This window comes from Methylobacterium sp. CM6247 (assembly GCF_054817925.1).
In genome coordinates, this window is the sequence record NZ_JBTXKX010000003.1 from 1,445,411 (window position 1) to 1,472,054 (window position 26,644).

Genomic DNA, 26,644 nt, shown 5'->3' on the forward strand with positions numbered 1-26,644 from the left:
CCGGCGAAACGATATGGCTACTATCGTTGACGACGATCAGCGTGATCTAGGGCGTGTCATCGCTCGAGCCGATCCCTATTAGACGGTGGTCAAGCCCTCAGCCGGATACTTTTTCCACGCCGATACACATTCCCGCCGACTGCCCCTTTCCATCGACGGCCCTGCGCGACAAGGTCCGAGCTCCATCCGGCCCACCCCGCACAGGCGTCCCATCAATGGCGACCTCCGATTCCCTCGTGCCGTTCACGGCCCTACTCGGCGATGGCGGGGTGCTCACCGCCTCCGACATGACCGCGCGATACACCCTGGACCATCGCGAGCTGATGCAGGGCGAGACACCTGCAGTCCTGCGCCCGCGCTCGGTGGACGAGGTGCAGGCGCTGGTCTGCCTTGCCCGGAACCATGGGTTCGGCCTCGTGCCCCAAGGCGGCAACACCGGCTATGTCGGTGGGGCGACGCCAGAGGCCGGCCGCAGACAGCTGGTGGTCAGCCTGGAGCGCATGATCCGGGTGCGCGCTGTCGACCCGCTGAACTTCTCCCTCGCTTGCGATGCGGGGATCGTCCTGGCTGACGCCCAGGCCGCGGCGTCCCGGCACGATCTGCTCCTGCCCCTCAGTCTAGGTTCCGAAGGCAGCTGTCGCCTAGGCGGCAACCTCGGCACCAATGCCGGCGGCCTGCAGGTGCTGCGCTACGGTATGACTCGCGACCTTGTGCTTGGACTTGAGGTCGTCCTGCCCGACGGCCAGCTGTTTTCCAACATGGGCGCCCTTCGCAAAAACAACATCGGCTACGACCTCAAGCAGATGTTCATTGGCGCCGAGGGCACCCTGGGCATCATCACCGGCGTAGTCCTCAAGCTGTGGCCGACTCAAAGCCACCGGGCCACCGCCTGGCTCCAGCTCGCCGCTGATGCGCCGCTCCCGGGGATCGCCGCCTTGATGCGCCGAGAGACCTCCGACCTGATCTCGACCTTCGAGCTTATCTCGGCCACATCGCTTAACCTCGTCTCCGCGATGCGCAGGGCCGAGACCGGTCTCGCCACGGGCCCCGGCGGCGCCGTGCTGCTCGAACTCTCGGCCTCTTCGGCGCACATTCCCCTCGACGACGTCCTGATGGCCAGCCTCGAAGCACTAATGGAACGCGGCTGGATCACAGATGCGGCGCTCGCCCAGTCCGAGGAGCAGCGTCGGGCGATGTGGGCAGTGCGCGAGACCATTCCCGAGGGCGAGAAGCACGCTGGCGGGTCGGTCAAGCACGACATTTCCGTGCCGATCTCAGCGCTGGGTAAATTCCTAGTGCGCAGCGGCGCGATTGTTGGCCGGCAGCTGCCCGGCGTGCGGCTGTCGTTCTACGGCCACGTTGGCGACGGCAACATCCACTACAATCTGGTGGTGCCCGAGGGGCGTGACCGGCTCGCCTTCACCCGCGAGGTGGAGGCCGGCATCGCCCACGAGCTCTACGCCCTGGCGATCGACCTAGGCGGCAGCTTCAGCGCCGAATACGGCATCGGCCGATTCAAGCGCGACCTGCTGCGCCGCTACGCTGATCCGACCCGCCTCAACCTCATCGCCACCATAAAGCACGGCCTCGACCCGGACGGATTGATGAATGCCGGCGCCCTGACGTGAGGCACGCGAACGGCGGTGTCCTACCTCCGGTCGATTCCGAGTGAGATCCGGATCGATCGAGAAAGACAATGCACTTTCGTCCCAGCGATCCTTGTTTCCTTCGATCAGGCCCCCGTAGCGATCGAGTCGGAGTTCTCCGGTAGCCATGGTATCTCGACGTATTGGTCCAGCCAATAGTGAGAGCAGCAGCACGGTGCCGAAGTCTTTCGACCGTAGTGCACCTGTGGAAACGCTGGCCGGCACGATCGAACGCGTTACCTTTCATAACGCCGAGACTGGCTTCTGCGTTCTGAAGGTCCAGGCGCGCGGCAAGCGAGACCTTGTGTCGGTCATCGGACACGCCCCGGCGATTGGTGCCGGCGAGTGGATCACGGCCACAGGAATTTGGTTCACTGACAGGCAGCACGGCCTCCAGTTCAAGGCTGAGACGCTCAAGGCCACGCCACCGACTGGGGTCGAGGGAATAGAGCGCTACTTGGCGTCGGGCTACATGCGCGGCATCGGGCCGGCCATGGCCAAGCGGATCGTGGCACTATTCGGTGAAGCTACCTTCGAGATCATCGAGGCCGCCCCCGAGCGTCTCAAGGAAGTCTCGGGCATCGGTCCGACGCGCGCTGCCCGCATCGTTTCCGGCTGGGCTGAGCAGAAGGCTGTGCGCGAGATCATGATCTTCCTGCACGCGCATGGCGTCGGCACGGCGCGGGCAGTGCGGATCTTCAAGACCTACGGCTACGAGTCGATCGTCGTGATGACCGAGGACCCCTACCGGCTCGCTCGCGACATCCGCGGCATTGGCTTTCGCACGGCGGATGCGATCGCGATGCGCCTTGGGCTGTCGAAGGAGGCACCGCAGCGGCTCCGGGCAGGTGTGTCCTTCGCGCTCCAGACGGCTATGGACGAAGGCCATTGTGGCCTGCCGAACGCGCGGCTGATCGTGCTCGCCCAGAAGCTGCTTGAGGTCGAAGTCGCCCTCGTCCGCAACGCCGTAGCCGACGAGCTAGCACGAGGCGAGGAGGTCATTGCGGACACGGTCGATGACGAGCCCTGTGTCTTTCTCAAGGGCCTGCACGCGGCCGAGCGGGCGATCGCCGAGCGACTCGTCAACCGAGCAAGCGGCTCACCACCCTGGCCAAACATTGACCTTGATAAGGCGCGGCCGTGGGTCGAGGCGAAGACAGGAAAGACACTCTCACCTTCTCAAGGGGAGGCCATTCGACTGATGCTGGGTTCGAGACTGAGTGTCATCACCGGCGGTCCCGGTGTCGGCAAGACCAGCACCCTGGACTCGCTCCTGCGCATTCTCACGGCGAAGAGCGTGAACGTCCTGCTCGCTGCGCCGACGGGTCGTGCCGCCAAGCGGATGAAGGAACAAACTGGGCTCGAAGCCAAGACCATCCATCGCCTCCTGGAGATCGACCCGAAGCGCGGCGGCTTCTCGCGCAACGAGGAGAACCCACTCGACTGTGATCTGCTTGTCCTCGACGAGTGCTCCATGATCGACGTGCCTCTGATGAATGCGCTGCTCAAGGCCGTGCCAGAGCGTGCCGGGCTCCTGCTCGTCGGCGACGTCGATCAGCTTCCTTCGGTTGGTCCAGGCCAAGTGCTTGCCGACATCATCGCTTCGGCGCGGGTGCCGGTAGCGCGCCTGACCGAAGTATTTCGGCAAGCGGCCGAGAGCCGGATCATTGTGAATGCGCACCGCATCAACCAGGGCCAGATGCCGGAGTGGCCGAAGGCCAGCGAGAAGTCGGACTTCTATCTGATCGAGATTGACGACCCCGACGTCGGCGTCGCTAAGCTAATCGAGGTCGTGACCAAACGCATTCCGCGTTCTTTCGGGCTCGACCCGATCCACGATATTCAAGTTCTGACCCCAATGCTGCGCGGCTCCCTCGGCTCACGCAACCTCAACCACGAACTCCAGCGCGTTCTGAACCCAAACCCGGCCAAGCAGATTGAACGCTTTGGCTGGCGCTTCGCCCCCGGCGACCGTGTGATGGAGACCCAGAACGATTACGACCGCGATGTCTTCAACGGCGATCTCGGCATGGTGGTGCGCATCGACGAGGAAGAAGGCGCCGTCATCGTCATCTTCGACGGGCGCGAAGTCGTCTACCCCTACGGTGAACTTGATACGCTGGTGCCGGCCTTCGCCACCACGATTCATAAAAGCCAAGGCTCGGAGTATCCCGCCGTGGTGATCCCGATCGTGACCCAGCATTTCAACATGTTAGCGAGGAACCTGCTCTACACCGGCGTTACGCGCGGCAAAGAGCTCGTTGTGCTGATCGGTCAGCGCAAGGCGATCGGAATGGCAGTTCGAGGCGGGAGCGCGAAGCGACGCTGGACGAAGTTGCGAGAGTGGTTGGCGGGACCGCATCAGGCGCCGTTGCTACTCGATCCCCGGCCCACCTCCACCATTTCACTCTGAACAACCGGCGGACCGCCTTGCTGGTCTTGGACACCGTCTCGTGATTGCCAAGATGGAGCGGATCATCAAAGAAACCACCCGGAAGGAAACGTCGCGGTTGAGCGATCTCGCTACAGCCTCACCAGAGGCAACGAGGCCCCAAAGCCACATCTGCGCGCAGCACGACATAAGCGCTACCACGGGCCCACGTCGTGCACTGTCCGGCGCGTTCACTTCGCCGCGACGCGCGCTTGAATCGAAATGGTAGTCGATCGAGTTCTGGGAGAGGCAGGCGTCAAGGCGTCGAAGACCGGGGGCCATTCATACGATGACTGATCCGGCCTGAACCATCCAACCGCCGGAGCTGCGGATGAAGACACTAAGCCCAAACCGCGGGCATGGCCCCCGTGCCCTGTCCCAGCACATCCTGCCCGCCGCGGGAACGATGATTGGGGTCTGCACGACACTGGTCGGATTGGTGAAGATCGCCGAGGCCCAGATCGGCCCAACCCATGTGGACGAGGCCGTTTCGCTAACGGCGATCCTGTTCCTTGCCAGTGCGGTGGCCTCGTATCTTTCAATGCGCCTCGATGAAGACCGTCCCCTTGCTCTTCGGTTGGAGCGTGTCGCCGATGTCTGCTTCATCATCGACCTCTTCAGCCTTTCCACAATCACGATTTTCTTCGCCTATGAGACGATCTGAACCGGCGCAAACCATCGTCCGATCCTCAGCGTCTTGTGCCGCGGTGGCGTGCGTCGCCTGCAGCAGGATCGGCAGAACATATTAGATCTTATTGTGGAGAGTATCGGTGACGGGCGACACATCTTTCACAGTCAGCCTCATCGGCTTCGCCTCGGCCTTACCCGACAGGCCGAGAGCGCTTGGCGCAATCCGTGTGATCCAGGCCGACTTCGACGGACGCCGCACTTTCGTGCCTCCGACGTTGGTCTTCTCCGATGAGGCACTTGTGTCGATTGAAGCCGAGGCAAGCTTTAGCGCCCGCCGCATTGTCGCCCTCGACCAGCCTATGATCGTCCCAAGTCTTACCAGTCGTCGCCTTGTCAGCCGTATAGCAGCCTTCCTCATCTCATGGTTGGGGGGAGGCGTTCAGCCCGCGAACTGATCGAAGATGGGAATATAAGATAATGCGGCTCCATTGGGGCGCTTCAAGGAGATGCTGGCTTCTGGAAGGCCCGCGTCGCATTGGCGCGCAAGCTGTCCGTCATCCTCCATCGCATGTGGATCGATGAGCGTCCCTTCGAGCCGAAGGTGATCGCCATGGCCTGATATCGCTTCGCTTCCAAAGCTGCCGCCCCGCCAGGGTGCGGCCACGGCCATCTCGAGGTTCGCTTCGAGACCATCCGGAACACGAGAACCACATTGAGAGGCCGGTGATCTGGCGCCATGTTGAGGGGGCACGCGGTGCCGACCTCGAAGACGACAACGATGCGCAAGGCAGATCGAACACAAGCACCCTGGCACAAGGCTTGATCAATTAGACGACAAGCGCACCTACCGGATCTACCGGGATGAGGGGCTGTCGATCCGGTCCAAGCTGCCCAAGCGCAAGCGAGCCTGGCACTACCGTCAGGGGCGACCGGCGATCGGTGGACCCAATGAGGTCTGGGCGATGGACTTCATGTCCGACCGCCTCTTCGACGGGCGTCCGTTCCGGATCCTGACCGTCGTCGATTGCCACACGCGAGAGGCGCTCTCACTTACCCCGAGAGCCAACTTCCGTGCCTACCAGGTGACCGAGGCCCTGGACGCCTTGGTCCGGCTGCGAGGTCGACCCAAAAGCCTGCGGGTGGATAATGGACCGGAGTTCGCTGGGCGCATGCTCGACCAGTGGGCCTACCTGAACGGGGTCGAGATCGACTTCTCCCGACCGGGCAAGCCGACCGACAACGCCTACATCGAGTCGTTCAACGGTCGCCTACGGGCGGAATGTTTGAACGCCTCGTGGTTCCTGTCGCTGGCCGATGCCCGCGAGCGCATCGAGGAATGGAGGTGCCACTACAACGAAGATCGACCCCACACTGCCCTGGGCGGCTTGACGCCCCGAGCTTTCGCCAACCAAGCTGTCACAGCCCGAGAACTTGCATAGGCCGTGGACCACAAACGGGGTCAGCTCCAGCCCAACCGTGCACTAACTTTACCCTTGGGCCACCTCGTGGGGGCCGATCACAAAGTCCCATTGTGGATCACGTAAGGTGTCACTTCAGTTTTTATGTTGAATCGTACACCTCTAATAAGTTCCACAGGCCGCAACTTGAGGATGCAAGTACGCCAGGTACATTTAGCGGAAATCGGTACTGTGTATTGATTTGACTCACTTACAAATGTGTCGTTCATTCGGTCGCACAAATATGAAGCCATAAGAGGCTTTGTGCATCCAAAGGAGACGACAATGCCGTTTGGCACCCGTCCGCTGAACCCTTTGATCCACAAAATCGAAAGCTTCGTTCGCCTCTCCGATGCCGAGCGAACACTCTTGCAGGAGATCAGCGAAGCTGGCAGGAGGATCGAGCAGCGAACCATGCTTGTTGAGGAAGGCGCCGAAGCGTTGGGTGCTTTCTTGATCATGGAGGGCTTGGCCTATTGTTACAAACAGCGGAAGAATGGCCGCCGCCAGATCACGGCGCTCCTCATCCCTGGTGATCTAGGCAATCTTGATGCTCCCCTTCGATCCAAGATGGATCGCTCCATCGGCACATGCTCCATCTGCCGTGTCGTTTGGCTTAGCCCAGAGACGATCCAGAGACTGCAACAGCACTCAAACATCGCTCGCGGTTTGCGCCTGAGCACCCTAGTAGATCGGGCGACGCTGCACGAATGGCTGCTGAACGTTGGAAGCCGCAGCTCTCTCGAACGGTTGGCGCATCTCTTCTGTGAGTTGTACCTTCGCTATCAGACCGTGGGGTGGGCTCACGGGCAGAGCTACGACCTACCCCTGAAGCAGGCTGATCTTGCCGACCTTGCCGGCATGTCGTGCGTGCACATCAATCGCTTGCTGCAAGAACTACGGCGCAGACGGCTTATCGAACTCAAAAAGGGGCGTCTAAGTATCCTAGAATGGAAAAAGCTCAAAGCCTTAGCAGAGTTCGATGACCACTATCTGCACCTGAGCAAAGGCAGAAACAGTTCGGCTTCCGGCGATCTGCCGTTGCGCATGAGCGGTGCCGAGCCAGGCGACCGGTGCGCCTTTGAGAGTGACGACCTCATGTCAGTTCAGCTTAAGCGCTTAGAGCGTCACTTCCATAGCCTTCCCCCAAAATCGAGTGATGCTTTGATGTAAGTAAAACGATTGGATTTCTGACAATCCTGCTGATAGGACTGTCGTCTTGTTTGGGTGGATCTCTGCCGGTCCGCTTCCGGTCGGCAATCCATGGAAGCAGACATCGTCTCGGTGCCTATGGCGTAGGCGCAAGAGCCGAGCAGGTCGCCCCGCTATGTCGGCACGCTTGGTGCCATCAGCGTAGCTCGGATGAAGCTGAAACCGGGCGAGGTGCGGATCATTTGAGATGACTTAAGGCCGGTTCAACCCGGTCGGTTTCACACCGCATCCTACCGAGGCGATACGTTTACAGGAACACGTCCATCTCCCTTCCGTTGAAATCGAAACAGGGAGCGAAACCAATGGCCGACAACGTTGCCCAAGGCGAACCCAAAACTCCGCTACCATTGAAACCCGTAGGAAAGGCCATGGAACCGGCCGGCCTTGCCGACGCAGGTCCAACGGGACCACGCTCGGTAGAGCCTTCTGCGGATAAGGGTCCCTCGACCGGAGGGTATGACGATCATTCCCCGAGCAACCACCCAACCAACGAAAAGGGTGGCTACGGCGCCGGGTAAGCTCGGATCGCCTCAAGACCCCGCCGGCCCCGTGAGCAGTTCGGGGCGGCGGGGCTGAGCCCGCCTCCCCTATCGGGCGTAAGTGCGCTCAGGACGACCTAGCCGTCGCCCATGGGTGTCTATCAAGCTGCGGCGGTCTTCCGAGGCCGACCCGCCTTCTTGGGCTTCTCAGGAGCCGGAGCGGTCTCCTGAGCGATTGGCTGCTCCTGGGCGGCGGGAGGCGCTTTTCGCACCTGCCCTAGGCCAAGCGACCGAGCAAGTGCCGAGCGCTGCGCCGAGTAGTTGGGCGCGGTCATCGGGTAGTCAGCGGGCAGACCGTACTTTGCCCTATAGGCCTCCGGGCTCAGACCACGGAGCGTCAGGTGCCGCCTCAGTGTCTTGTAGCTCTTGCCGTCCTCGAAGCTGATCAGCGCGTCCTGTGTGATGGACTTTTTGATCTGGGCCGGCGTCAGCTTCCCGATCTTATCCTCGGCTACTGCGCCGTTTTCACCCGTCGCAAGACCGCTGACGGCAGCATGCACGTTGCTCAGCAGTTCGGGCAATGCGCTTACCGGAACTGAGTTGTTGGAGACGTAGGCGGCGACGATGTCGGCCGTAAGTTCGATGTAATTTGACTGAAAATCTTGGATGCTGTCGAGCATGGCATGCTCCCTGAGGGCGAAGGAAAAACCTATAGGGCACTGTCGGTTCCGATTACAACACACTTAGCGAGCAATAAACGAGCACAGTATTGATATATCACCATTTTGAAATACGCAGCGCCGATCCGATCTCTCGCAAGGGCATTGTAGGGCGAAGAGAACTTCCGCCCGGTGCTTTGCCTTCACGGAAATGCACAACCCATCCCCCACCCTAGTGACGAGATTACCGAGGGACTACCGCTCGTCCCAGTCCGCTGTATCCTTCTCGTCTTCGTAGGAGCTTCCTGCTAGTCTCCGCGCACGGCATCGAAGGAGACCATGTCGAAAAAGCCACCTTTGTTCGCTTACTTGATCGCAGTCGGGCAGCCCAACGGAAGCGACCATATCTATGCGGTCCTAGCGGATGCGATCGACAAGGCGATTGAAGCGGCCGCCGTTCGTGACCCGGGGGGGGGCTGTGCCGCGGTATGCTGGTTCACTGGGCGCTCGTTCGGTTGAGCGCATCAACCTGAAGGCTGGCGAGGTCCGACTGAGAGGCGTTAGCACTGCGAAAGATCGCCCTCGTGTGCCCAAGGATGCGAGCTTAGCTTCTCGGCCTTCCAAGCCCTACCGGCAGCCCTCTTGAGTCCAGACATCTCTCATACTCGGGATCGTTCCAAGGATGCCCTACGTTGGACCTCCGCTGCGATACCGTAGTGCGGAGTATGCCGTGTACAATCCTTTCCTATCGTCCCTAATGCTGGCTTTTGAAGCGCAGAAGGTCATTGAGCCTCGGCTCGTTAGGCTTGGATGGGGAGGCCAGGAGGCTCGTGATGAGGCTCACTCGATGGTTTCGGAAAAAAATCAGCGCAGCTATCGAGGCGACGAACACGTTGATGCTCGGCGGCTCGCCTGAGACCGTGATTGTCCGTTATCGTGAACACGTGGCTACTAATACGAAGCGGCTGACTAAAATTTAAGGGACAAGCTATGCTCTTTTTCTTTTCTAGCCGGCTCGGCTGTCTCGGTTCGATCTTTATATCCGTTGTTCTTACACTGATTGTTCTGGTGCTATTCCGCGCATCTTAGGACAGACGAGGTGATTTTCCGAAAGACGGGTGTTAAGCGAAAGCTGTCACTGTGATATCTCTAGGCTTGTCATAACAGTAAGACCGTTCTGGTCCATCACGATATACAGCACAGCTTTGGGATCGCGGCCCAGCCCCACAATGTGACCCACGGCTGCTTCCTTAGCATCCGCTATTGTGTCGAACGTCTCAGGCAGGGGGTACATCTGCGTTTCGGCCCCACCGGTCGGGGAAGGGGGATCGGCTAAGGTAATTTCTACAGTGTAAGGCATGCCCGATCCTGTCACAGTGGGTTGACCCCTCCAAGGTTAAGTCAAGCCCGTCAAAGTTCGAATTTACCGTTACTTCTCTTTCCTTCCTAATCTACGGCTTCGGGACGCTCAACTCCGCGGCGCCCTCCACCCGGCCCCCTTCGTCTCGTTCTCAGTGCATAACATGTGCTCGCCGTACTTCTCGCTGATCCGACGGGGGACCTATGCGTCTCCTTTGATGATTGGGCAACTCTCGTCCTTTGCCCAGTCCGAGAAGCTGAGGTAGTAGGCGTCCACCTTCGGGAAGCCAGCCTCAACCGCCGCCAGCGCCGCGAGTGCTGCGCGTCCGCCCCCGTCACAGTGAGTGATGATCCGGTCGCCAGGCTTGAAGCCAGCCTCCGATAGCATCATACGGATCTCGTTTGAGGCTTTGAGGCGGCCGTCCGGTCCGATCAGATCGGCGTGACCTACGCGTCTGGCACCTGGTAGGTGGCCGCCGCGTGCGTTCCTCCGCAGTTCCTCGCCCGCAAACTCGGCTGCCGTCCGCGCATCGAAGATGCGGGTGTCCGAGCTGAGTCTTCCTCGTACATCCTCACGCGTCACAAGCCCGACCTGCTCAGCTCCTATCCCACCAAGAAAGCTGGGAGCCATTGGCTTTGCAGGGCTTGTCTCGACCGTAAGATCGGGCTGCGCGCTTAAGAGCGGCCAACCACCGTCGACGACGGCGGCAGGAACCCCGAAATGCTGAAGGACGAACCAGACGCGGGCCGCCTCGGTGAGGCGACCGTCGTCATAGACGGCAACGGATCGCGTGCCGTCGATGCCGAGCTCCCCAATCAAGCCATGCCAATGATCCGTATTGTCCAAGCCCGTGTCGGCTTGTCTGGCAGCGGCCTCCCAGGCCGCCACCGGCACGTAAATGGCCCCTGGCCAATGTCCGGCGCGATACGCTTCATCCGCCCGCGCATCGAGAACCGCCCACGTGTCCGCTTTGAGTTCAGCAGGGTCGAGAAGGGAGCGGTGCGGCATCGGAGAACCAGGGCTGGAGGGCGGATAGCGTAATTTATAGGCCGACGCCCGAGAGGCGAAGAACGATACCGGCAGTCGCACATGCCGTCAGCGTCAGGAGGACGCTGGTGTTGAAGCGGAACACCGCGATGAGGGCAGCTGCCGCCAGCAGCAGTGCCCAGGGGTCGACGCTTGCCAGCACAGGAAGGTTGAACCGAATGGGGCCGGCTGCAAACGCCTGGACATTGGCAAAGACGGTGTGAAGAGCGAACCAGACGGCTAGGTTCAGGATCACGCCAACCACCGCCGCGGTGATGGCTGAGAGTGCGCCGGTCAGTGCAAGGTTGCCACGTAGACGTTCGATGTATGGCGCACCGAGGAAGATCCAGAGGAAGCAGGGCGCGAAGGTGACCCAGGTCGTCAGCAGCCCCCCGAGCGTCCCGGCCAGCAGCGGTGGGAGAGTGCCTGGATTGCGGAACGCGGCCATGAAGCCCACGAACTGGGTGACCATGATCAAGGGCCCCGGCGTCGTCTCGGCCATGCCGAGACCATCCAGCATCTCGCCAGGTCGGAGCCAACCGTAGTGGTCGACCGCCTGCTGGGCGACGTAGGCCAGGACGGCGTAAGCTCCGCCGAACGTCACGATCGCCATCTGCGAGAAGAACACCGCGATCTGGCCGAACACGTTGCTAGGCCCGAGCAACGCTAGGACCGAAAGGGCCGGCACAAGCCAAAGAGTCCCCCAGGTCGCTAGCGTCCGCAGGGTATGCCCGTGCGCAGCTCGCTCCTGCGGAAGCTCGTCGTCGCCGAGGAGATAGGGGCCTCCAGCCGCCTTTCCTGACGCGCCATGCCCTCCGCCGGTCCGGAACTGCGGCAGGCCGGCACGGCCGCCGAAGTAGCCGATGACGCCCGCCGTCAGGACGATGATCGGGAACGGCACGTCGAAGAAGAAGATGCCCACGAAAGACGCGGCCGCCAGCCCGACCATGGTCCGGCTCTTGAGGGCCCGGCGACCGATGCGCAGTACGGCCTGGGCGACAATGGCCAGCACGGCAGCCTTGAGCCCGAAGAACAGGCCGGCCACGAGCCCGACGTTGCCGTAGAGGGCGTAGATCCAGCTCAGGGCCATGATCGCGATCACACCGGGCAGCACAAACAGGCCACCGGCGACGAGACCGCCGCGGGTGCCGTGCATGAGCCAGCCGACGTAAGTCGCCAACTGCTGGGCTTCGGGCCCCGGCAGAAGGGTGCAGAAGTTAAGAGCGTGAAGGAACCGGTTCTCGGAGATCCAGCGCCGCTCCTCGACGAGGATGCGATGCATTACGGCGATCTGCCCGGCCGGTCCGCCGAAGGAGAGGGAGGCGATGCGCGCCCAGATCGGCACGGCCTCGCGCAGGGTGACCGAGGCTGGCGTGGCGGAGGCATTCGTGCGTCGTGCGGTGGCGTGGTCGAGGGTGGCTCCTGCCATGTCAGAACCTCGCCTTAGGCTTGTTGGTCGGCCAATCGTGGGTCTCGTCCGAGGCGTCCCGGCACCAGCGGTAGAAGGCGTCGTAGAGAAGCATGCCCGCGTCGAGCTGCTCCAGGTCGTCGGCGAAGATCCGCGACAGACCGAGCGAGGCGGCGAGGAGCCCGGCCGCCTCGGGAGCGAGGTCGGGGCGACCCGTATCAGCCCCCCGAACCAAAGTTGCCAAGTGCAGCAGCGGTTCGCTCGCCAGCCCCAATTCCTGCACCATCACGTCAAAGGTGCAGAGTTCGCCACGGTGGCTCCAGAACACTCCGGCACCGTCGATGTCGAACGGCTCGCCGTCAAAGCGCTTGGCTACGTCCAAGACCTCGGAGGGTGGCACGAAGAGGAACACCGCGTCTGGATCGACGAAGCGGCGGATCAGCCAAGGGCAGGCGATACGATCGACCTTTGGGCGCGACCGGGTCACCCAGACCGTCCGACACTGCGCGTCTCGGTTCTGGAGCTTGTCGGTGGGTACCATGGGCTGGTCCGCAGCCGCCCAATCTGAGACCCCGCCTTCCAGCGTCTCAGCGGCCACACCTTGGGTCCTGAGCCAGGCGGCGACCCCTTGGCTTTGCCCATGGCCATCCCGGCATATTACGACGACGGAGCGCCCATGAAGGGTATGTCCCCATTCTGCGACCCTGTCCCAGATCCTTGGCTTTGCGCCGGGGATTAAGCGCGGGTCGGCTTGAAAGTCGCCGAAGGGACGCACGTCCACCAGGACCGGGCATGCCGGGGTGCCAATGAGACGTGCAAGCTTCTCGACAGAAATCGTGTTGGGCAGGGCCATGGCGCGTCCTTGCAAGACATGCAGGTTGGACGCGATGCTTCGGCCGAGGCCTCGTCGGGAGACCGCATCCCGATGCGCTTATTCAATGCCTAGGGTGCCTAATGTCAAGCCACGGACAAGGAAGGATCTTTCTCATCCCTGCCCCCTGAGTGGTATCCGTCTGCTGTCTTGGCGGACACAACGACTTAGCCACTTTTAATGAGCGGAGGGTCGATGAGACCCGCAAGCTTCGCGGGAGTCGCTGGCAATTCCTCAAACCAAGGGACTTACGTCCGATTTCTGGGATTGCATGGATTGCTCGCTACGGCGTGGTTGGGTCGGGACCCGCCAGTCCCCTATACGACTGGGTTGGGTGGATTTCTGCCTGTCAGCTATCAGCCGCCTCATGGCTGAAGCAGGCCTTGCTGATCAGGCCGTCTACTCGTCCACCTCCGCGGGAACGATGTCGCTGAACGGCACCGTCAGCACATGCTGGGCATCCTCGTCCTCGACCTCGAAAGAGCAGGCAAACCAATCTCGTACGGCAAACGAAGGTGGCCCGGCGACCAGGTCACGGGCGATCTGCAACGCATGCTGACGTGCCGCCTCATCGTCGGCGAGTTCATCCCCCTCCGGGTCAAGTGTCAGTTTGCCCAGGCGGGGACCATAGCGCAGATTGAAGAAGTAGCGGGACATGTCACGCTCCCTCGATCAAGCGAGCATATTCCGCCTCCGGCGTACCGTAGGCGCCATCCGCCACCTCCTCCAGAAGCTCGCGGTTGAGCACGGTGACGCGCCCGCGCTTGGCCCGGATGCGCCCTGCGCCTTCGAGCTGCTGCATGGCCAAGGTCACGCCGGACCGCCGGACACCCAGCATCATCGACAGGAACTCGTGCTTGAGCAGAAGATCGTCGCCGTCCGTCCGGTCGTGGCACATCAGGAGCCAGCGTGCGAGGCGCGCCTCGATCTCAAAGGTTGCGTTGAGGAATGCCGTCTGCCGCACCTGGACCATCTCGGTCAGGATGTAGCGCAGGAGGAGCTTGCGTAAGGATGGGCTCTCATCCACGGCCGCGCTCACGACATCAGCGCGGATGCGCAGGGCGCTTCCCGGCAGTTGGACGAAGTGGTCATACGGAATACGGTCCGCGCCGAGTAGCACGGGCGTGGCACCCACCACGCCCTCACAGCCGATGATCCCTACCTCGACCCGGCCGTTCGTGCCCTCGGCCGTGATCGAGGCGATCCCAGCTTCCATGAAGTACAGGTGGTCAGTGCGGGCGTTGGGTTTGGTCAGAGACTGCCCTGCCGGCAGATCCAGGGGCTCCAGCTGCGTCTGAAGCCGGGCAAAGTCCTCGGCGGACATGGCCTTCAGCAGGCGATTGCGAACAGCGGATTGTTGAACGTAAGCCATGGGCTCTTGCTCTCCATTTTGGAGCAAGAGCACATCGTCTCTCAGCCGCCTACGCTCGGATATTTCCAGCAGGCGATGAGATCGATATAAAATAAAAAACAGTAATTTTCAACATAATTGCCCTGCGGCATATGATTTAGTGCTATGTCTGGTACAGATCATCCAGGGTTACGGTAGCGCACATTCAGAAAGTTCGGTATCGCACCCGGCAAATGCGGACATTTACTAAGCGAATATTTCAAGTTTACAGCTTCGGATATACAGCCCCGCGCCCCGGACAGGCCAGGCGGATTATCATTATGGAGCCTTGCATGGAACTCATAGCCCGGCCGCCCGCCGTCCTGCTTGCCGAAGCTGATGCCTCGGTGGCCATGGACCTCAGCGACACGTTGGAACAGAAGGGCTACCGCGTGCTCGGGCCCTTTGCGACGGGAGCCGAGACGCTATCCAGCCTCATGCGTGAGACGCCAACACTGGCGATCATCGACGTCGTGCTGAAGGATGGGGCCTGCACTGAACTGGCTCGCGAGCTGCGCCAGCGGGGGATTTCGTTCCTCGTCCACTCGGCTTGCCGGCCGGATAGATCGTTCGTCCCTGACTGCCAAGGCGTACCCTGGCTGAGCAAACCGGCCTTGGCCGAGGATGTGGTGGCGATGTGTGATCAGTTGTCCCTCTCGTCCCCTGTGGCGACGATTGCACCCGCGAGCCGCCCGCAAATCACGCCAGAACAACCGCTTACGCCCGTAAGCAGCGGCAATCCCTTCGTTCGCAAGCTGGAGAGCCTCGCGACCTTATCGGATGCGGAGCGGGCGGTGCTGGAGCGGATCAGCGCGAAACCCCGCAACGTTCCCGCGCATACCGCTCTCGTGCGCGAGGGCGACAAACCCGATGGTGTGTTCCTCGTCATGGACGGCTTCGTCTGCCGCCAGAAGCACCAGTCGGATGGTGAGAGCCCGATCATGGCCTACCTGCTACCGGGCGATATCTGCGACCTCGATGTGGCTCTGCTGGACAGGATGGATCACACCATTACCACTGTCTCGTCATGCCGGATCGTTCACATCACACCTGAGACAATCGCGGAGCTGATGCGGGACCACCCCGGCATCGCCCGGGCTCTGCGCATGTCCAAGCTCGTGGACGAGGCGACATTGCGAGAATGGCTCGTCAACATCAATTGCCGTTCCGCTTTGTCACGAATGGCGCATCTGTTTTGCGAGCTTCTGACGCGCATGAAGGCAGTTGGCCATGCCGTCGAGGACAGCTGCGTCCTGCCGCTGACACAGACCGTACTCGGCAGCACAACCGGGCTTACGACGGTTCATGTGAACCGCACCTTGCAGGCGATGCGGCGGGAGGAACTGATCACATTCAAGGGCGGACGCCTGACGGTTTTGGACCTTCCGCGGCTGAAGAAAATGGCCTCGTTCAAACCGAACTATCTGCACCTGGGGCGCCGCTCCGCTGCGTGATGCCCGCCCGTAAAATGGCACGAGTTGCCATGAGGGATTCGCAAGCCTCCGCGAACGTCCGCTACAGGGCACGCTGAGAAACCGCTGCTACGGCGAGGTCGGGTCGAATGCGGAACGTCTGCTTCAGGGCGGGCGGCCAACTTCCGCTCATGGCGCACAGCCGAACAGGCGGCCTGCGCACCTCTGAGCCCTTCCGGAACATCCATTTTGTGGCTCGGGAAGTCGGCTCCAGCCTGCCGACGGTGTCCCGCGAGGGGTAGCTCCCGCGCTCCTGAACATCTACTCGGCGCGGCAACGTTCGGCGTCCTGCGAGAGAGGACGCGTCGTGGGGAGGTTTCATGGATCAGGCGAAGCCCCGAGAACCGGTCAGGATTGCTCGGGCCGGCGCGGGACGGCCGGGCTACGTCACGGTGAAGGGCGCGAGGGAGCACAACCTGCGCAACGTCGACGTAGAGTTGCCGCGCGACGCTCTCGTGGTGTTCTCCGGCGTCTCCGGCTCCGGCAAGTCCTCGCTCGCCTTCGGCACGCTCTACGCCGAGGCCCAGCGGCGCTACTTCGAGTCTGTCGCCCCCTACGCGCGGCGGATGATCGATCAGGTCGGGGTGCCCGACGTCGATGCCATCGAGGGGCTTCCCCCGGCTGTCGCCCTCCAGCAGCAGCGCGGCACGCCCAGCGCCCGCTCCTCGGTCGGCAGCGTCACCACCCTGTCGAGCCTTGTGCGGATGATGTACTCGCGCGCCGGCACCTACCCGGCGGGCCAGCCGATGCTCTACGCGGAGGATTTCTCGCCCAACACGCCCCAGGGCGCCTGCCCGTCCTGCGGCGGGCTCGGACGGATCTACCAGGCAACCGAAGCCTCCATGGTGCCTGACCCCTCGCTGACGATCCGTGAGCGGGCCGTCGCGGCCTGGCCGCAGGCCTGGGGCGGGCAGAACCTGCGGGACATCTTGGTCAGCCGGGGCGTCGACGTCGACACGCCCTGGAAGGAGCTGCCGAGGGCACTCAGGGACTGGATCCTGTTCACGGACGACCAGCCGCAGGAGCCGGTCTATGCCGGGCTCTCCCCGGAGCAGACGCAGGCAGCTCGCCGGCGGCGCCTGGACCCGAGCTACATGGGCACGTTCACGAGTGCCCGTCGTCACGTGCTCGGCACCTTCACCACCTCGCAGAGCGCCCTCATGCGCCGCCGCGCCGCGCGCTACCTCGTGAGCGAGGATTGCCCGGCATGCCAAGGCAAGCGCCTGAAGCCCGAGGCGCTTTCGGTCACCTTCGCGGGTTTGGATATCGGTGAGCTGTCGCGCATGCCGCTCTCCGAGCTCGCCGAGGCGATGCGGCCGGCGGCCGAGGACAGGCTGCCCGACGACCACTCTGCCAACGATGCCGCCCAGAAGGTCCTCGACCGCGAAGCGGGCCAGCGGGATCGCGCCCGGCGCGCTGCCTCCGGGGCGTCGGCCCATGCGGGTGCGCCGGACGTGCGCGTGACGCCGAACCTTTCTATCGAGAAGCGCCTTGCCGCCCAGCGTCTCGCCGCCGACCTCGTCGGTCGGATCGGAACGCTGACGGATTTGGGCCTCGGCTACCTGTCGCTGGACCGGGTCACCACGACCCTGTCGTCGGGCGAACTGCAACGCCTGCGCCTTGCCACCCAGCTCCGCTCGCAGCTCTTCGGCGTGGCCTACGTGCTCGACGAGCCCACAGCCGGACTGCACCCCGCCGACGGGGATGCCATGCACGAGGCGCTCGCTGGGCTGCTCGCCTCGGGCAATTCGCTGTTCGTCGTCGAGCACGACATCGGCACGATGCGCCGCGCCGACTGGCTGGTCGATGTCGGCCCGGCGGCGGGCGAGCACGGGGGCACCGTACTCTACAGTGGGCCGCCGGAGGGTTTGCGCGGTGTGGAGGCGTCGCGCACGCGCCTGCACCTGTTTGGGTTGGTCGAACCGCCGCGGCGTCCGCGCCGCGAGCCCTCGGGATGGCTGCGCCTGGAGGGAATCTTCCGCAACAATCTGCGCGGCGTCTCGGCCGCGTTCCCTCTAGGATGTCTCACCGCCGTGACCGGCATCTCCGGATCCGGCAAGTCGAGCCTCGTTTCCCAAGCCCTGCTCGAACTCGTCGGCGACCGGCTTGGACGGCCTATCGAGACCGACGACGAGCCGGAGGACCCGCTCGACGACGCGCCGGGCCCGACCGAGGGCCGCATCGTCGGCGGCATGGACGGGGTCCGGCGTTTGGTGAAGGTCGATCAGAAGCCGATCGGGCGCACTCCCCGCTCGAATCTTGCGACCTATACGGGCCTGTTCGACGCCGTCCGGAAACTGTTCGCCGCCACGCCCGAGGCGCGCAGGCGCCGCTACGATGCCGGCCGCTTCTCCTTCAACGTCGCCAAGGGCCGCTGCCCGGCCTGCGAGGGCGAGGGGTTCGTCAGCGTCGAACTCCTATTCATGCCGAGCGTCTACGCTCCCTGCCCGACCTGCCACGGCTCCCGCTACGCGCCGGAGACGCTGGAGGTCACTTGGAACGGGCTGACGATCGCGGACGTGCTCGGGCTCACCGTCGATCGCGCCTGTTTAGCTTTCGCGGACGAGCCGTCCGTGCTGCGGCCGCTCGCCGTGCTGCAGGATCTCGGTCTCGGCTACCTGCGCCTGGGCCAGCCGGCGACCGAACTCTCCGGCGGTGAGGCCCAGCGCATCAAGCTCGCGACCGAGCTGCAGAGAGGCCAGCGCGGGGGCACGCTCTACGTCCTCGACGAGCCGACGACCGGGTTGCACCCGACCGACGTGGATCGCCTCATGCTCCAGCTCAACGGCTTGGTCGATGCAGGCAACGCGGTCGTCATGGTCGAGCACGACATGCGCGTTGTCGCAGCGGCCGATCACGTCATCGACGTGGGGCCCGGCGCCGGAAACTTGGGTGGCGCTGTGATGGTGGCCGGCCGTCCCGAGGTGGTGGCCAAAGCGCAGGCCAGCCGCACGGCCCCGTATCTGCGGGACGAGCTTGATGCCTACGAAGGCAAAGGCCCGCTACCGCAGCATCCCTGATGACCCTTTGATGAACCTGAAAACGTCCGATCTTAGGCTCTCAGGAAGCAGCGTTGGACAACTGGGTTGGGTGGATTTCTGCCTGTCTGCTATCGGCCGCCTCATGGCTGAAGCGGACATTGCCAATCAGGCCGTCTGCTCGTCGTCCTCCTGGGGAACGATGTCGCTGAACGGCACCGTCAGCACATGCCCGGCATCCTCGTCCTCGACCTCGAAAGAGGGGCGTGTCGCAAACTCTGATCTGAGGCGCCGAACGCCCCCTACCGTCTCGCTTTCACCCTTTGTTCGCCTGGGGAAGCCCGAAGCAGAGTGCGAGCAGCTGGTTCTGCTCACGCACCGTCCACGCGCCGGCGAAGCCGAAGCCCTTGCGCAGCCAGAGCATGGCTTCGAACCCCTGGATCGTGCACCGCGCTGTGTTGAACGAGCGGAAGCCGCCCACTCGCGGCATCGACCGCTTCACCCGGAAGTGGTCGCTCTCGATCCCCTGTTGGAGGTGCTTGGTGACGTAGTGAATCGGAGTACTTGGCAGCAGGCCTGCCTTCCGGCTCTCGGTGATGGCCGGCGGATACGTGCCGGCGCCATCCGTGCCGATCCGGTCGGGGGCGAGGAGGGGCTGATCCTGCAGCATCTTGCGGAAGAACCGCTTGGCGGCGTCGAGATCGCGGTTGGCGGTGAGGAGGAAGTCGACCGGATTGCCGTGCTTGTCGACGGCCCCATATCGGACATAGGGCTACGCGCGACGGGCCTGCTCCTTGCTACCCTCGATCATCGAACGAATGCGCGCAGCCATGTTGTCCATTGCAAATGGCTTGGTCAGCACCGCCATCCCCGGTGGAAACGTCCCGTTGCCGAGGATCGCGTTCTCCGCGTAGCCGGTGATGAACAGCACTTTGAGGTTAGGGCGGTGCGTGCGCGCTGCGTCCGCCATCTGCCGCCCATTCATGCCGCCGGGCAGGCCCACATCCGTCACCAGCAGGTCGATGCGCACGTCCGATTGCAGCACCTTGAGGCCCGTCGCGCTATCACCAGCCTCGATAGCCGCATAGCCGAGATCTTCGAGGATGTCGGTAATCAGCATGCGTACGGTCGGCTCATCGTCCACCACCAGCACGGTCTCGCCCTGCTCGGAGCGGGGCAAGTCGGAGATACCCTCGGCTGCCGTCTCGTCCTCGACGGCTCCGTAGTGGCGCGGCAGGTAGATGCACACGGTCGTTCCCTGTCCGACTTCGGAGTAGATGCGTACCTGCCCACCCGATTGCTGCGCGAAGCCGTAGATCATTGACAGGCCCAAGCCCGTACCCTCACCAATGGGTTTGGTGGTGAAAAACGGCTCGAACACCCGTGCGATCACCTCCGGCGGCATGCCGGTCCCGGTGTCGGTCACGGCGAGGCTGAGGTACTGGCCTTCCGGCATGTCGTGCTGGCGTGCCCCGCGTTCATCCATCCACTTGTTGGCGGTCTCGATGGTGATGGTTCCACCATCCGGCATCGCATCGCGGGCATTGATGCACAAGTTGAGCAAGGCGTTCTCAAGCTGCGGCGGGTCCACCAAGGCAGGCCAGCAATTGGTCACGCCGACCACCTCGACCGGGATGCCGGGTCCGACAGTGCGCTGGATCAGCTCGTGCATGCCCGTAGCGAGCCGATTCACGTCAGTAGGCCTCGGGTCGAGGGTCTGGCGTCGCGAGAAGGCAAGCAGGCGGTGCGTCAGCGCAGCGGCGCGCTTTGCGGCTCCCTGTGCCGCCGCCATGTAGCGCTCGACATCGTTGAACCGGCCTTGCTGCAGGCGCGTCTGCATCAGCTCCAGCGAGCCGGAGATGCCCGCCAGCAGGTTGTTGAAGTCGTGGGCCAGGCCGCCTGTAAGCTGACCAACGGCTTCCATTTTATGGGATTGGCGAAGGGCTTCCTCGGCGCGCATCAACTCGTCAGTGCGCGCGGTGACCTGCTCCTCAAGGGTCGCGTTCAGGGTGGCAAGCGCAGCCACCGCCTCACTCACGGCTGCGTCCGCGCGAACCCGTTCGATGTGGGCCCAGCAGCGCCCCGTCACTTCGCGGATGAGGTCTAGATCATAGGCAGTCCAGACGCGGGGGACACGGTCATGGATTGCCATGAGGGCGGTGAGGCGACCCTCCTTGATCAGCGGCATGCAGATCGTGGCTGTGATGCCGATGGCCTGGAAGGTTGCGGCCTCCTCCGGCGCCAGCTCTGACAGGTTGTCGTTGATGATCAGCGGCTCGCCGGCACTCAGATTGCGTACCGGGAGCTTGCCGAAATCAGCGAGTTTGTAATGGCCGACGATGGTCGGCGAGCCCTCTGCCGCCCAGTTGCCGCGGATGGTGAACCCATCTTCGTCCGGATCCATGTCGGCATAGGCGCAGTTCGAGAGGGCCAGATGCTCAGCTACCATCCGTGTAGTCGTCGCCAAGATGGCGTCGGCATCCGTGCTGTTTGCGGTCTCTCCGCCTAGGTTATCGAGGAAGCGGAGGCGGGCTTCGTTTGCACGCACGGCTTCGTCCGCCTGCTGCCGGGCCGTAATGTCGATCGCTGTACCCAGCGCCCGCACGCATTGCCCGGTCTCGTCGAATATGCCTCGACCCTTGGCCGCGACCCAACGCACGGTTCCGTCCTCCTTGCTGATTGTGCGGTATTCAACGTCGTACGTTGTGCGCCGCATGGGATCGAGGGCCGAGGCGAAGGCGGCAGCGGTGGCGTCGTGGTCGTTAGGATGCAGACCGGCGTAAAAGTCCGCCATATCGGCGGAGACGTTCGGGGAGATGCCGAACATTGCTTTCGTGCGATCTGACCACGTGAGCGTGTCGGTAAACAGGTCGAGGTCCCACGTGCCGATCTCGGCGGCCTCGATGGCGAGTTGATGCGATTGCTCGCTGAATTCGAGCCGTTCACGGTTGGCGCGCCGCTCGGCCGTCAGGGCGGCGTTCTCATCCTCCAGGGTCGCCAACCGCTCTCGCTCAACTGTCACGTCGAGCTGGCTGGCGAAGAAATAGGCGAGCTGGCCGTTGGCATCGTTGACCGGCGCCATCAACAGCCGGTTCCAGAACGTTGTGCCGTTCTTGCGGTGGTTGCGGACGTCGATCTCGATGGCCTGCGGTACGGCTATGGCTGCTTTGATGCGTGCCGCGGTCGCCGGATCGGTCTCGGGCCCTTGCAGGAAGCGGCAGTTGCGACCGACGATCTCGTCTCGATTGTAGCCGGTCAGACGACAGAATGAGGCGTTGACGAAGATGATCGGATTGTCAGGCAGGCGTGGGTTCGTGATGACCATCGGCATGCGCGTGGCGCGCACGGCAGCGGGAAACGGATCGATGCCCCCATCGGTCCCGTCTATCTCCGATGTGATCCTGGCCCGATCACTCTTGAGTTGCTCTGGAGTCGCCCATGGGACCGGCGGCTGAGAAGTCTCGTCCATCAGATTAGTGGCTTAGCCAAACATGTCACGGTTTTCCACCGTGACATGGTGCCAATTGGTCTACCACCGACGCTGCGGATCGACGGAAACATTCGATCCATTAGGGCAAGCTCCATTGGAACGGTGCCTAAGGTCATGGCATCGTGACACCTGTAACACACGTTAGGAACCTGCTACAGACCAAGGATGGCCGTTCGCGAAACCATGACGATCTCGATCACCCCAGAACTTCGCTCCTTCATCAAAGGGCGGCTGAAGTCAGGGCGCTACGGCAACGCGAGTGAAGTCGTCCGCGCTGCGCTACGCCTGCTCGGTGAACATGAGCCAGACCTTCGCAGACAGGACACGATACCGGCACCGCACACTCATACTCATGAGCGCTAACCGGTCGTCCGACGTTCCTCAATTTCTGGAAGAGGGCGGCGCCATGGGTGCACTCATGCGCTCCCATGCTTGGACGACGACGCCCTTGGGAGAGCCAGCGACGTGGCCACAATCCCTGCAAACGGCTCTCTCGATCTGCCTGAACGCCAAGATCGTCAGCGCGCTCTACTGGGGACCGGATTTCCGCGTCCTCTACAACGACGCCTATGAGCCCGCCCTGGCAGAGCGGCACCCCGGAGCGCTTGGGCTGCCTCTGAGCGAGGTCTGGCCCGAGATCTGGGACGTGCTCGGCCCGCAGCTCGCCACCGTGATCACGACAGGCCAGGGTTTCGCGACCGAGAGTCAGCGCTTGATGATGATGCGGCATGGACGGCTGGAGGAGACCTTCTGGACCTACAGCTTCGCCCCAATTCGGGTTGAGACTGGCGGTGTCGGCGGTGTCCTCGTCACCGCGATGGATACTACGGCCAAGACGCTGGGCGAGCGCCAGTTAGCGGCCGAGCGCGAGCGCTTGATGCAGCTGTTCGATCAGGCCCACGGCTTCATGACCATGCTGCGCGGCCCGCTGCATGTCTTTGAACTGACGAACCCGGCCTACATGCAGCTCGTCGGCCACCGCGACGTCGTCGGCAAGCCGGTGCACGAGGCACTGCCAGAGGTCGAGGGCCAAGGCTTCTTCGAGCTGCTCGATGACGTGTATGCCAGCGGCAAACCGTTTCGGGGCAAGGCCATGCGGGTCGGCCTGCAGCGGATACCTGGCGCTCCGATCGAGGAGCGCTTCATCGACCTCGTCTACCAGCCGGTCACCGACGCGAGCGGCGCGGTCACGGGCATCTTCGCCGAGGGCCACGACGTAACCGAGATGTACCTGGGCCAGATCGCCTTGCGCGAGAGCGAGGAGGCCTTGCGCAGCCTGAACGAGAGCCTTGCGCAGCGTGTCGAGGAGCGAACTCGCGAGCGCGACCGGCTCTGGCACAACTCTCAAGACATCCAGGTCGTCATCGACGGGCAGGGCGTATTCCAGGACATCAATCCGGCTTTCACCGCGATCCTCGGTTGGTCGCTGGAGGAGGTAATCGGCCGGACAGTGCTCGATTTTGTGATCCCCGAAGACGAGGCCTTGACCCAAAGCGCGCTTCAGCATGCCCGAAAGGAGAGCCTCCCTACGGTCGAGAACCGTTACCGGCATAAGGACGGGAGCCATCGCTGGATCTCGTGGGTAGCTGCGCCTGAAGACGGGCTGATCTATGCAAGCGGTCGGCACATTACGGCCGAGAAGGAGGCGGGGATCGAGCTTGCTACTACGCAGGAGCAGCTGCGTCAGGCTCAGAAGATGGAGGCCGTGGGGCAGCTTACGGGCGGGGTCGCGCACGACTTCAACAATCTGCTGACCGTGATCAAGTCATCCACCGACCTGCTGAAGCGGCCCGACCTCGCGGAGGAGCGGCGCCAGCGCTACATCGGTGCAATCTCCGATACGGTCGGGCGTGCAGCGAAGCTCACCGGGCAGCTTCTCGCCTTCGCACGTCGGCAGGCCCTCAAGCCCGAGGTGTTTGACATCGGCCGAGGCGTGGCGGCCCTGAGCGACATGATGGGGACGCTGACCGGCTCGCGCATCCGGATCGACACCGACATTCCCGACGAACCCTGTTTCGTCGATGCCGACCCGAGCCAGTTCGACACCGCCATCGTCAACATGGCAGTGAATGCGCGGGACGCCATGGACGGCGAGGGTCGCCTGACCATCACAGTTCACCCGGTCACCAGCATTCCGGCTATCCGCAGCCATTCTCCCGTCGCCGGGGACTTCGTGGCGGTGTGCATTGAGGATACCGGCTCAGGCATCCCGGCCGACAAGATCGAGCACATCTTCGAGCCCTTCTTCACGACCAAGGAGGTGGGTCAGGGCACCGGGCTCGGTCTCTCCCAGGTGTTTGGGTTCGCCAAGCAGTCGGGAGGCGAGGTCCGAGTCCAGAGCGAGGTCGGGAAGGGCACGATGTTCGTGCTCTACCTGCCGCGCGTTGCTGCTGGGGTGGCCGGCCCGATCCCCGAGCCCGAACCCCTCATCGATGGCCACGGCACCCGCGTGCTTGTGGTTGAGGACAACGTCGAGGTCGGCACCTTCGCCACCCAGACGCTGGCCGAGCTTGGCTATGTCCCGACGTGGGCTACGAACGCCCAAGACGCTTTGGCCGAACTCGCCAAGGATGCCGGCGCCTTCGATGTCGTGTTCTCCGACGTGATCATGCCCGGCATGAACGGGATCGACCTCGGCCACGAGATCCGTCGTCTCTACCATGACCTGCCGGTGGTGCTGGCAAGCGGGTACAGCCACGTCCTGGCGCAGAACGGCACTTACGGGTTCGAGCTTTTGCACAAGCCCTACTCGGTGGAACAGCTCTCGCGCATCCTACGCAAGGCCGCCACGTGGAAGCGGCGCAAACGTATTCTTGACAAGTAGTTCGACGGTCGGCGCACGACCGCTGCCTTCATTTCACTATGGACGGCGGACCATCCCAGGTTCCATAACATCCAGCCAGCGAACTCGCGTGGCTACACAGGTCAATCGGCGCCGATGACAATCTGCCCGACCGCGCCAATGCCATGGCCGTGCGCGACTACGGGAACCGGTGCCCGCGCACGAACTTTCAACTGATCCGCCTGGCTCGGCCGCTTGGTCGATAAGGCAACATGGGTCGATTAGTGACTGGAGAGACCGAGCAGTTCAACGCTACCCAGCGAGAAGCCGACGGGGGTAGGCCCGGGGCAACGGCGGCCTTTCCGTATGATCGGATGACCGTGGAGCGGTTCCGTGTCGCTTTCCCGCGTGCGCGGTGGCGTGACGACCTGGATGCCTGGTTCGTGCCGGGCACATCTGCGGAGCGCCGCCTCAACTCGTGGTCGAGCCGCGAATGGTCCGGCGTCCTAGCCCATGCCGATGAGCGCGGACGCGATGCCTTTACGTTCGAGCCACTCACGAGCCCCTATCTGGAGGTCGCCGACGAACTGGTAGTGCGGACGCCCTATTCCCGGGACGTCGTCTCCGAACTGCGGCAAGTGCCATGGGCCCGGTGGGATCCGGCATCGAAGGCATGGCGCGTCCCGTTCCGGTCGTTGGAGGAGTTACGGCGGCGCTGGCCTGGGGTCGAGGAGGCCGCTCGCCGGGCCGAGCCTGAGGAGCGAAGGAAACGTGCGGAGGGCCGCAAGGCTTCCCCCGAGCATGCGGATAGGCTGGCCGAAGCCGCCGAACGCCGCCGCAACCGGTACCCCGTGCCCGAGGACGCGCTGCCACCGCTCGGGCAGGTGCTGATGACCCAGGCAGGCTGCGTGATATTGGAAGCGGTCACCGGCGAGGTCGTCGAGAACTCGGTTGCTACCCGCTTCTACCAGGGCGTGTCGGCTGGTGCGGGCGCATTGATCTGGGCCACCCGGCGGAGGCCGACGCACCAAGAACTGGTTCGAACCTGGCCCGCCAGGGAAGGGCCGGGACAGGCCGAACTTGCCCGCGGCTGGTGGCAGCCGACCATCGAGATCCTGCGTGAGCAACGGCGCAAGGTGGCTTCCCTAGAGCGCGCACATGCGACGCGTCGGTCGAAGACCCAATGATCCCGGACAGGGTCGTTGCGCGGAGCCGTGTCGTTGGGAGGCGTACAGGAAACGGCTAGGAAGGTCCCGGTCACAGGTACGTTAGCTTGGCGGTGCGTGAAGGGCATGGGCACTTCGGCTTGGCCTAGTTGTCGGCATCCTTTTTCGTCTCAAAGGTCTTAAGCCG

17 protein-coding genes and 3 pseudogenes are annotated in these 26,644 nt (G+C 63.1%); 11 read left to right on the top strand and 9 right to left on the bottom strand.

The window, feature by feature from the left end; genetic code table 11:
• The first annotated feature begins 215 nt into the window (after positions 1–215).
• From ACYQOP_RS07630 to ACYQOP_RS07640, 3 genes are all read left to right on the top strand, one after another.
• Positions 216–1,628, top strand: a complete 1,413-nt coding sequence (locus tag ACYQOP_RS07630) for an FAD-binding oxidoreductase (protein ID WP_461221953.1) — start codon at positions 216–218, stop codon at positions 1,626–1,628.
• A gap of 145 nt (positions 1,629–1,773) precedes the next feature.
• On the top strand, positions 1,774–4,059 hold the full coding sequence (recD2, locus tag ACYQOP_RS07635; RefSeq protein WP_461221954.1) for an SF1B family DNA helicase RecD2: 2,286 nt from the start codon (positions 1,774–1,776) through the stop codon (positions 4,057–4,059).
• A 349-nt stretch (positions 4,060–4,408) separates the two neighbouring features.
• Positions 4,409–4,741: a hypothetical protein gene (locus ACYQOP_RS07640; protein ID WP_461221955.1), complete on the top strand. Its 333-nt coding sequence runs from the start codon at positions 4,409–4,411 to the stop codon at positions 4,739–4,741.
• A 405-nt stretch (positions 4,742–5,146) separates the two neighbouring features.
• Here the strand turns inward: ACYQOP_RS07640 and ACYQOP_RS07645 are convergent, their stop codons facing one another.
• Positions 5,147–5,377 carry a hypothetical protein gene (locus ACYQOP_RS07645; RefSeq protein WP_461221956.1) on the bottom strand — a complete coding sequence of 77 codons (231 nt, stop codon included), beginning with the start codon at positions 5,375–5,377 and terminating at the stop codon, positions 5,147–5,149.
• A 154-nt stretch (positions 5,378–5,531) separates the two neighbouring features.
• Here ACYQOP_RS07645 and ACYQOP_RS07650 point away from each other — a divergent pair.
• Together ACYQOP_RS07650 and ACYQOP_RS07655 are read left to right on the top strand one after the other, a co-directional pair.
• Positions 5,532–6,146: pseudogene (locus tag ACYQOP_RS07650) on the top strand (IS3 family transposase); the annotation flags it as partial.
• A 303-nt stretch (positions 6,147–6,449) separates the two neighbouring features.
• Positions 6,450–7,337: a Crp/Fnr family transcriptional regulator gene (locus tag ACYQOP_RS07655; RefSeq protein WP_461221957.1), complete on the top strand. Its 888-nt coding sequence runs from the start codon at positions 6,450–6,452 to the stop codon at positions 7,335–7,337.
• Between the two features lie 679 nt (positions 7,338–8,016).
• Here the strand turns inward: ACYQOP_RS07655 and ACYQOP_RS07660 are convergent.
• Complete coding sequence (locus ACYQOP_RS07660; protein ID WP_461221958.1) at positions 8,017–8,535, bottom strand: Ros/MucR family transcriptional regulator; 519 nt, start codon at positions 8,533–8,535, stop codon at positions 8,017–8,019.
• Between the two features lie 709 nt (positions 8,536–9,244).
• Between ACYQOP_RS07660 and ACYQOP_RS07665 the strand changes: the two are divergent.
• Positions 9,245–9,494: pseudogene (locus ACYQOP_RS07665) on the top strand (hypothetical protein).
• Between the two features lie 581 nt (positions 9,495–10,075).
• Here ACYQOP_RS07665 and ACYQOP_RS07670 read toward each other — a convergent pair.
• From ACYQOP_RS07670 to ACYQOP_RS07690, 5 genes are all read right to left on the bottom strand, one after another.
• On the bottom strand, positions 10,076–10,882 hold the full coding sequence (locus ACYQOP_RS07670) for a sulfurtransferase (RefSeq protein ID WP_461221959.1): 807 nt from the start codon (positions 10,880–10,882) through the stop codon (positions 10,076–10,078).
• A 34-nt stretch (positions 10,883–10,916) separates the two neighbouring features.
• The gene (chrA, locus tag ACYQOP_RS07675) at positions 10,917–12,329 is read right to left on the bottom strand and encodes a chromate efflux transporter (protein WP_461221960.1); all 1,413 of its coding nucleotides are present in this window, start codon (positions 12,327–12,329) and stop codon (positions 10,917–10,919) included.
• A 1-nt stretch (position 12,330) separates the two neighbouring features.
• Positions 12,331–13,161, bottom strand: coding sequence for a chromate resistance protein ChrB domain-containing protein (locus ACYQOP_RS07680; protein ID WP_461221961.1), 831 nt, complete (start codon positions 13,159–13,161; stop codon positions 12,331–12,333).
• A gap of 417 nt (positions 13,162–13,578) precedes the next feature.
• Positions 13,579–13,836 carry a DUF6894 family protein gene (locus ACYQOP_RS07685; protein ID WP_461221962.1) on the bottom strand — a complete coding sequence of 86 codons (258 nt, stop codon included), beginning with the start codon at positions 13,834–13,836 and terminating at the stop codon, positions 13,579–13,581.
• 1 nt (position 13,837) lies between these two features.
• Complete coding sequence (locus tag ACYQOP_RS07690; protein WP_461221963.1) at positions 13,838–14,551, bottom strand: Crp/Fnr family transcriptional regulator; 714 nt, start codon at positions 14,549–14,551, stop codon at positions 13,838–13,840.
• Positions 14,552–14,862: 311 nt separating this feature from the next.
• On the opposite strand from ACYQOP_RS07690, the gene ACYQOP_RS07695 reads away from it, so the two are divergent.
• Entirely contained in the window at positions 14,863–16,023 is a 1,161-nt protein-coding gene (locus ACYQOP_RS07695; RefSeq protein ID WP_461221964.1) for a helix-turn-helix domain-containing protein, read from the top strand.
• A 338-nt stretch (positions 16,024–16,361) separates the two neighbouring features.
• Entirely contained in the window at positions 16,362–19,061 is a 2,700-nt protein-coding gene (locus tag ACYQOP_RS07700) for an excinuclease ABC subunit UvrA (protein ID WP_461221965.1), read from the top strand.
• A 274-nt stretch (positions 19,062–19,335) separates the two neighbouring features.
• Here ACYQOP_RS07700 and ACYQOP_RS07705 read toward each other — a convergent pair.
• Positions 19,336–19,779 (bottom strand): annotated as a pseudogene (locus tag ACYQOP_RS07705) (IS6 family transposase); the annotation flags it as partial.
• 12 nt (positions 19,780–19,791) lie between these two features.
• Entirely contained in the window at positions 19,792–22,488 is a 2,697-nt protein-coding gene (locus ACYQOP_RS07710) for a PAS domain-containing protein (RefSeq protein WP_461221966.1), read from the bottom strand.
• A gap of 204 nt (positions 22,489–22,692) precedes the next feature.
• Between ACYQOP_RS07710 and ACYQOP_RS07715 the strand changes: the two genes are divergently transcribed.
• The 3 genes from ACYQOP_RS07715 to ACYQOP_RS07725 all read left to right on the top strand — a co-directional run bounded on the left by ACYQOP_RS07715 (position 22,693) and on the right by ACYQOP_RS07725 (position 26,478).
• Positions 22,693–22,872, top strand: coding sequence for a type II toxin-antitoxin system ParD family antitoxin (locus ACYQOP_RS07715; protein ID WP_461225235.1), 180 nt, complete (start codon positions 22,693–22,695; stop codon positions 22,870–22,872).
• A gap of 43 nt (positions 22,873–22,915) precedes the next feature.
• Complete coding sequence (locus ACYQOP_RS07720) at positions 22,916–25,333, top strand: PAS domain-containing protein (RefSeq protein WP_461221967.1); 2,418 nt, start codon at positions 22,916–22,918, stop codon at positions 25,331–25,333.
• Between the two features lie 230 nt (positions 25,334–25,563).
• Positions 25,564–26,478: a hypothetical protein gene (locus ACYQOP_RS07725; RefSeq protein WP_461221968.1), complete on the top strand. Its 915-nt coding sequence runs from the start codon at positions 25,564–25,566 to the stop codon at positions 26,476–26,478.
• Positions 26,479–26,644: the final 166 nt, after the last annotated feature.

Bases quoted from the DNA above. Each gene is read 5' to 3' on its own strand.
- ACYQOP_RS07630 (WP_461221953.1), top strand. From the start codon at position 216: ATGGCGACCTCCGATTCCCTCGTGCCGTTCACGGCCCTACTCGGCGAT.
- recD2 (WP_461221954.1), top strand. From the start codon at position 1,774: ATGGTATCTCGACGTATTGGTCCAGCCAATAGTGAGAGCAGCAGCACG.
- ACYQOP_RS07640 (WP_461221955.1), top strand. From the start codon at position 4,409: ATGAAGACACTAAGCCCAAACCGCGGGCATGGCCCCCGTGCCCTGTCC.
- ACYQOP_RS07645 (WP_461221956.1), bottom strand. From the start codon at position 5,377: ATGGCCGTGGCCGCACCCTGGCGGGGCGGCAGCTTTGGAAGCGAAGCG.
- ACYQOP_RS07655 (WP_461221957.1), top strand. From the start codon at position 6,450: ATGCCGTTTGGCACCCGTCCGCTGAACCCTTTGATCCACAAAATCGAA.
- ACYQOP_RS07660 (WP_461221958.1), bottom strand. From the start codon at position 8,535: ATGCTCGACAGCATCCAAGATTTTCAGTCAAATTACATCGAACTTACG.
- ACYQOP_RS07670 (WP_461221959.1), bottom strand. From the start codon at position 10,882: ATGCCGCACCGCTCCCTTCTCGACCCTGCTGAACTCAAAGCGGACACG.
- chrA (WP_461221960.1), bottom strand. From the start codon at position 12,329: ATGGCAGGAGCCACCCTCGACCACGCCACCGCACGACGCACGAATGCC.
- ACYQOP_RS07680 (WP_461221961.1), bottom strand. From the start codon at position 13,161: ATGGCCCTGCCCAACACGATTTCTGTCGAGAAGCTTGCACGTCTCATT.
- ACYQOP_RS07685 (WP_461221962.1), bottom strand. From the start codon at position 13,836: ATGTCCCGCTACTTCTTCAATCTGCGCTATGGTCCCCGCCTGGGCAAA.
- ACYQOP_RS07690 (WP_461221963.1), bottom strand. From the start codon at position 14,551: ATGGCTTACGTTCAACAATCCGCTGTTCGCAATCGCCTGCTGAAGGCC.
- ACYQOP_RS07695 (WP_461221964.1), top strand. From the start codon at position 14,863: ATGGAACTCATAGCCCGGCCGCCCGCCGTCCTGCTTGCCGAAGCTGAT.
- ACYQOP_RS07700 (WP_461221965.1), top strand. From the start codon at position 16,362: ATGGATCAGGCGAAGCCCCGAGAACCGGTCAGGATTGCTCGGGCCGGC.
- ACYQOP_RS07710 (WP_461221966.1), bottom strand. From the start codon at position 22,488: ATGGACGAGACTTCTCAGCCGCCGGTCCCATGGGCGACTCCAGAGCAA.
- ACYQOP_RS07715 (WP_461225235.1), top strand. From the start codon at position 22,693: ATGACGATCTCGATCACCCCAGAACTTCGCTCCTTCATCAAAGGGCGG.
- ACYQOP_RS07720 (WP_461221967.1), top strand. From the start codon at position 22,916: ATGGGTGCACTCATGCGCTCCCATGCTTGGACGACGACGCCCTTGGGA.
- ACYQOP_RS07725 (WP_461221968.1), top strand. From the start codon at position 25,564: ATGGGTCGATTAGTGACTGGAGAGACCGAGCAGTTCAACGCTACCCAG.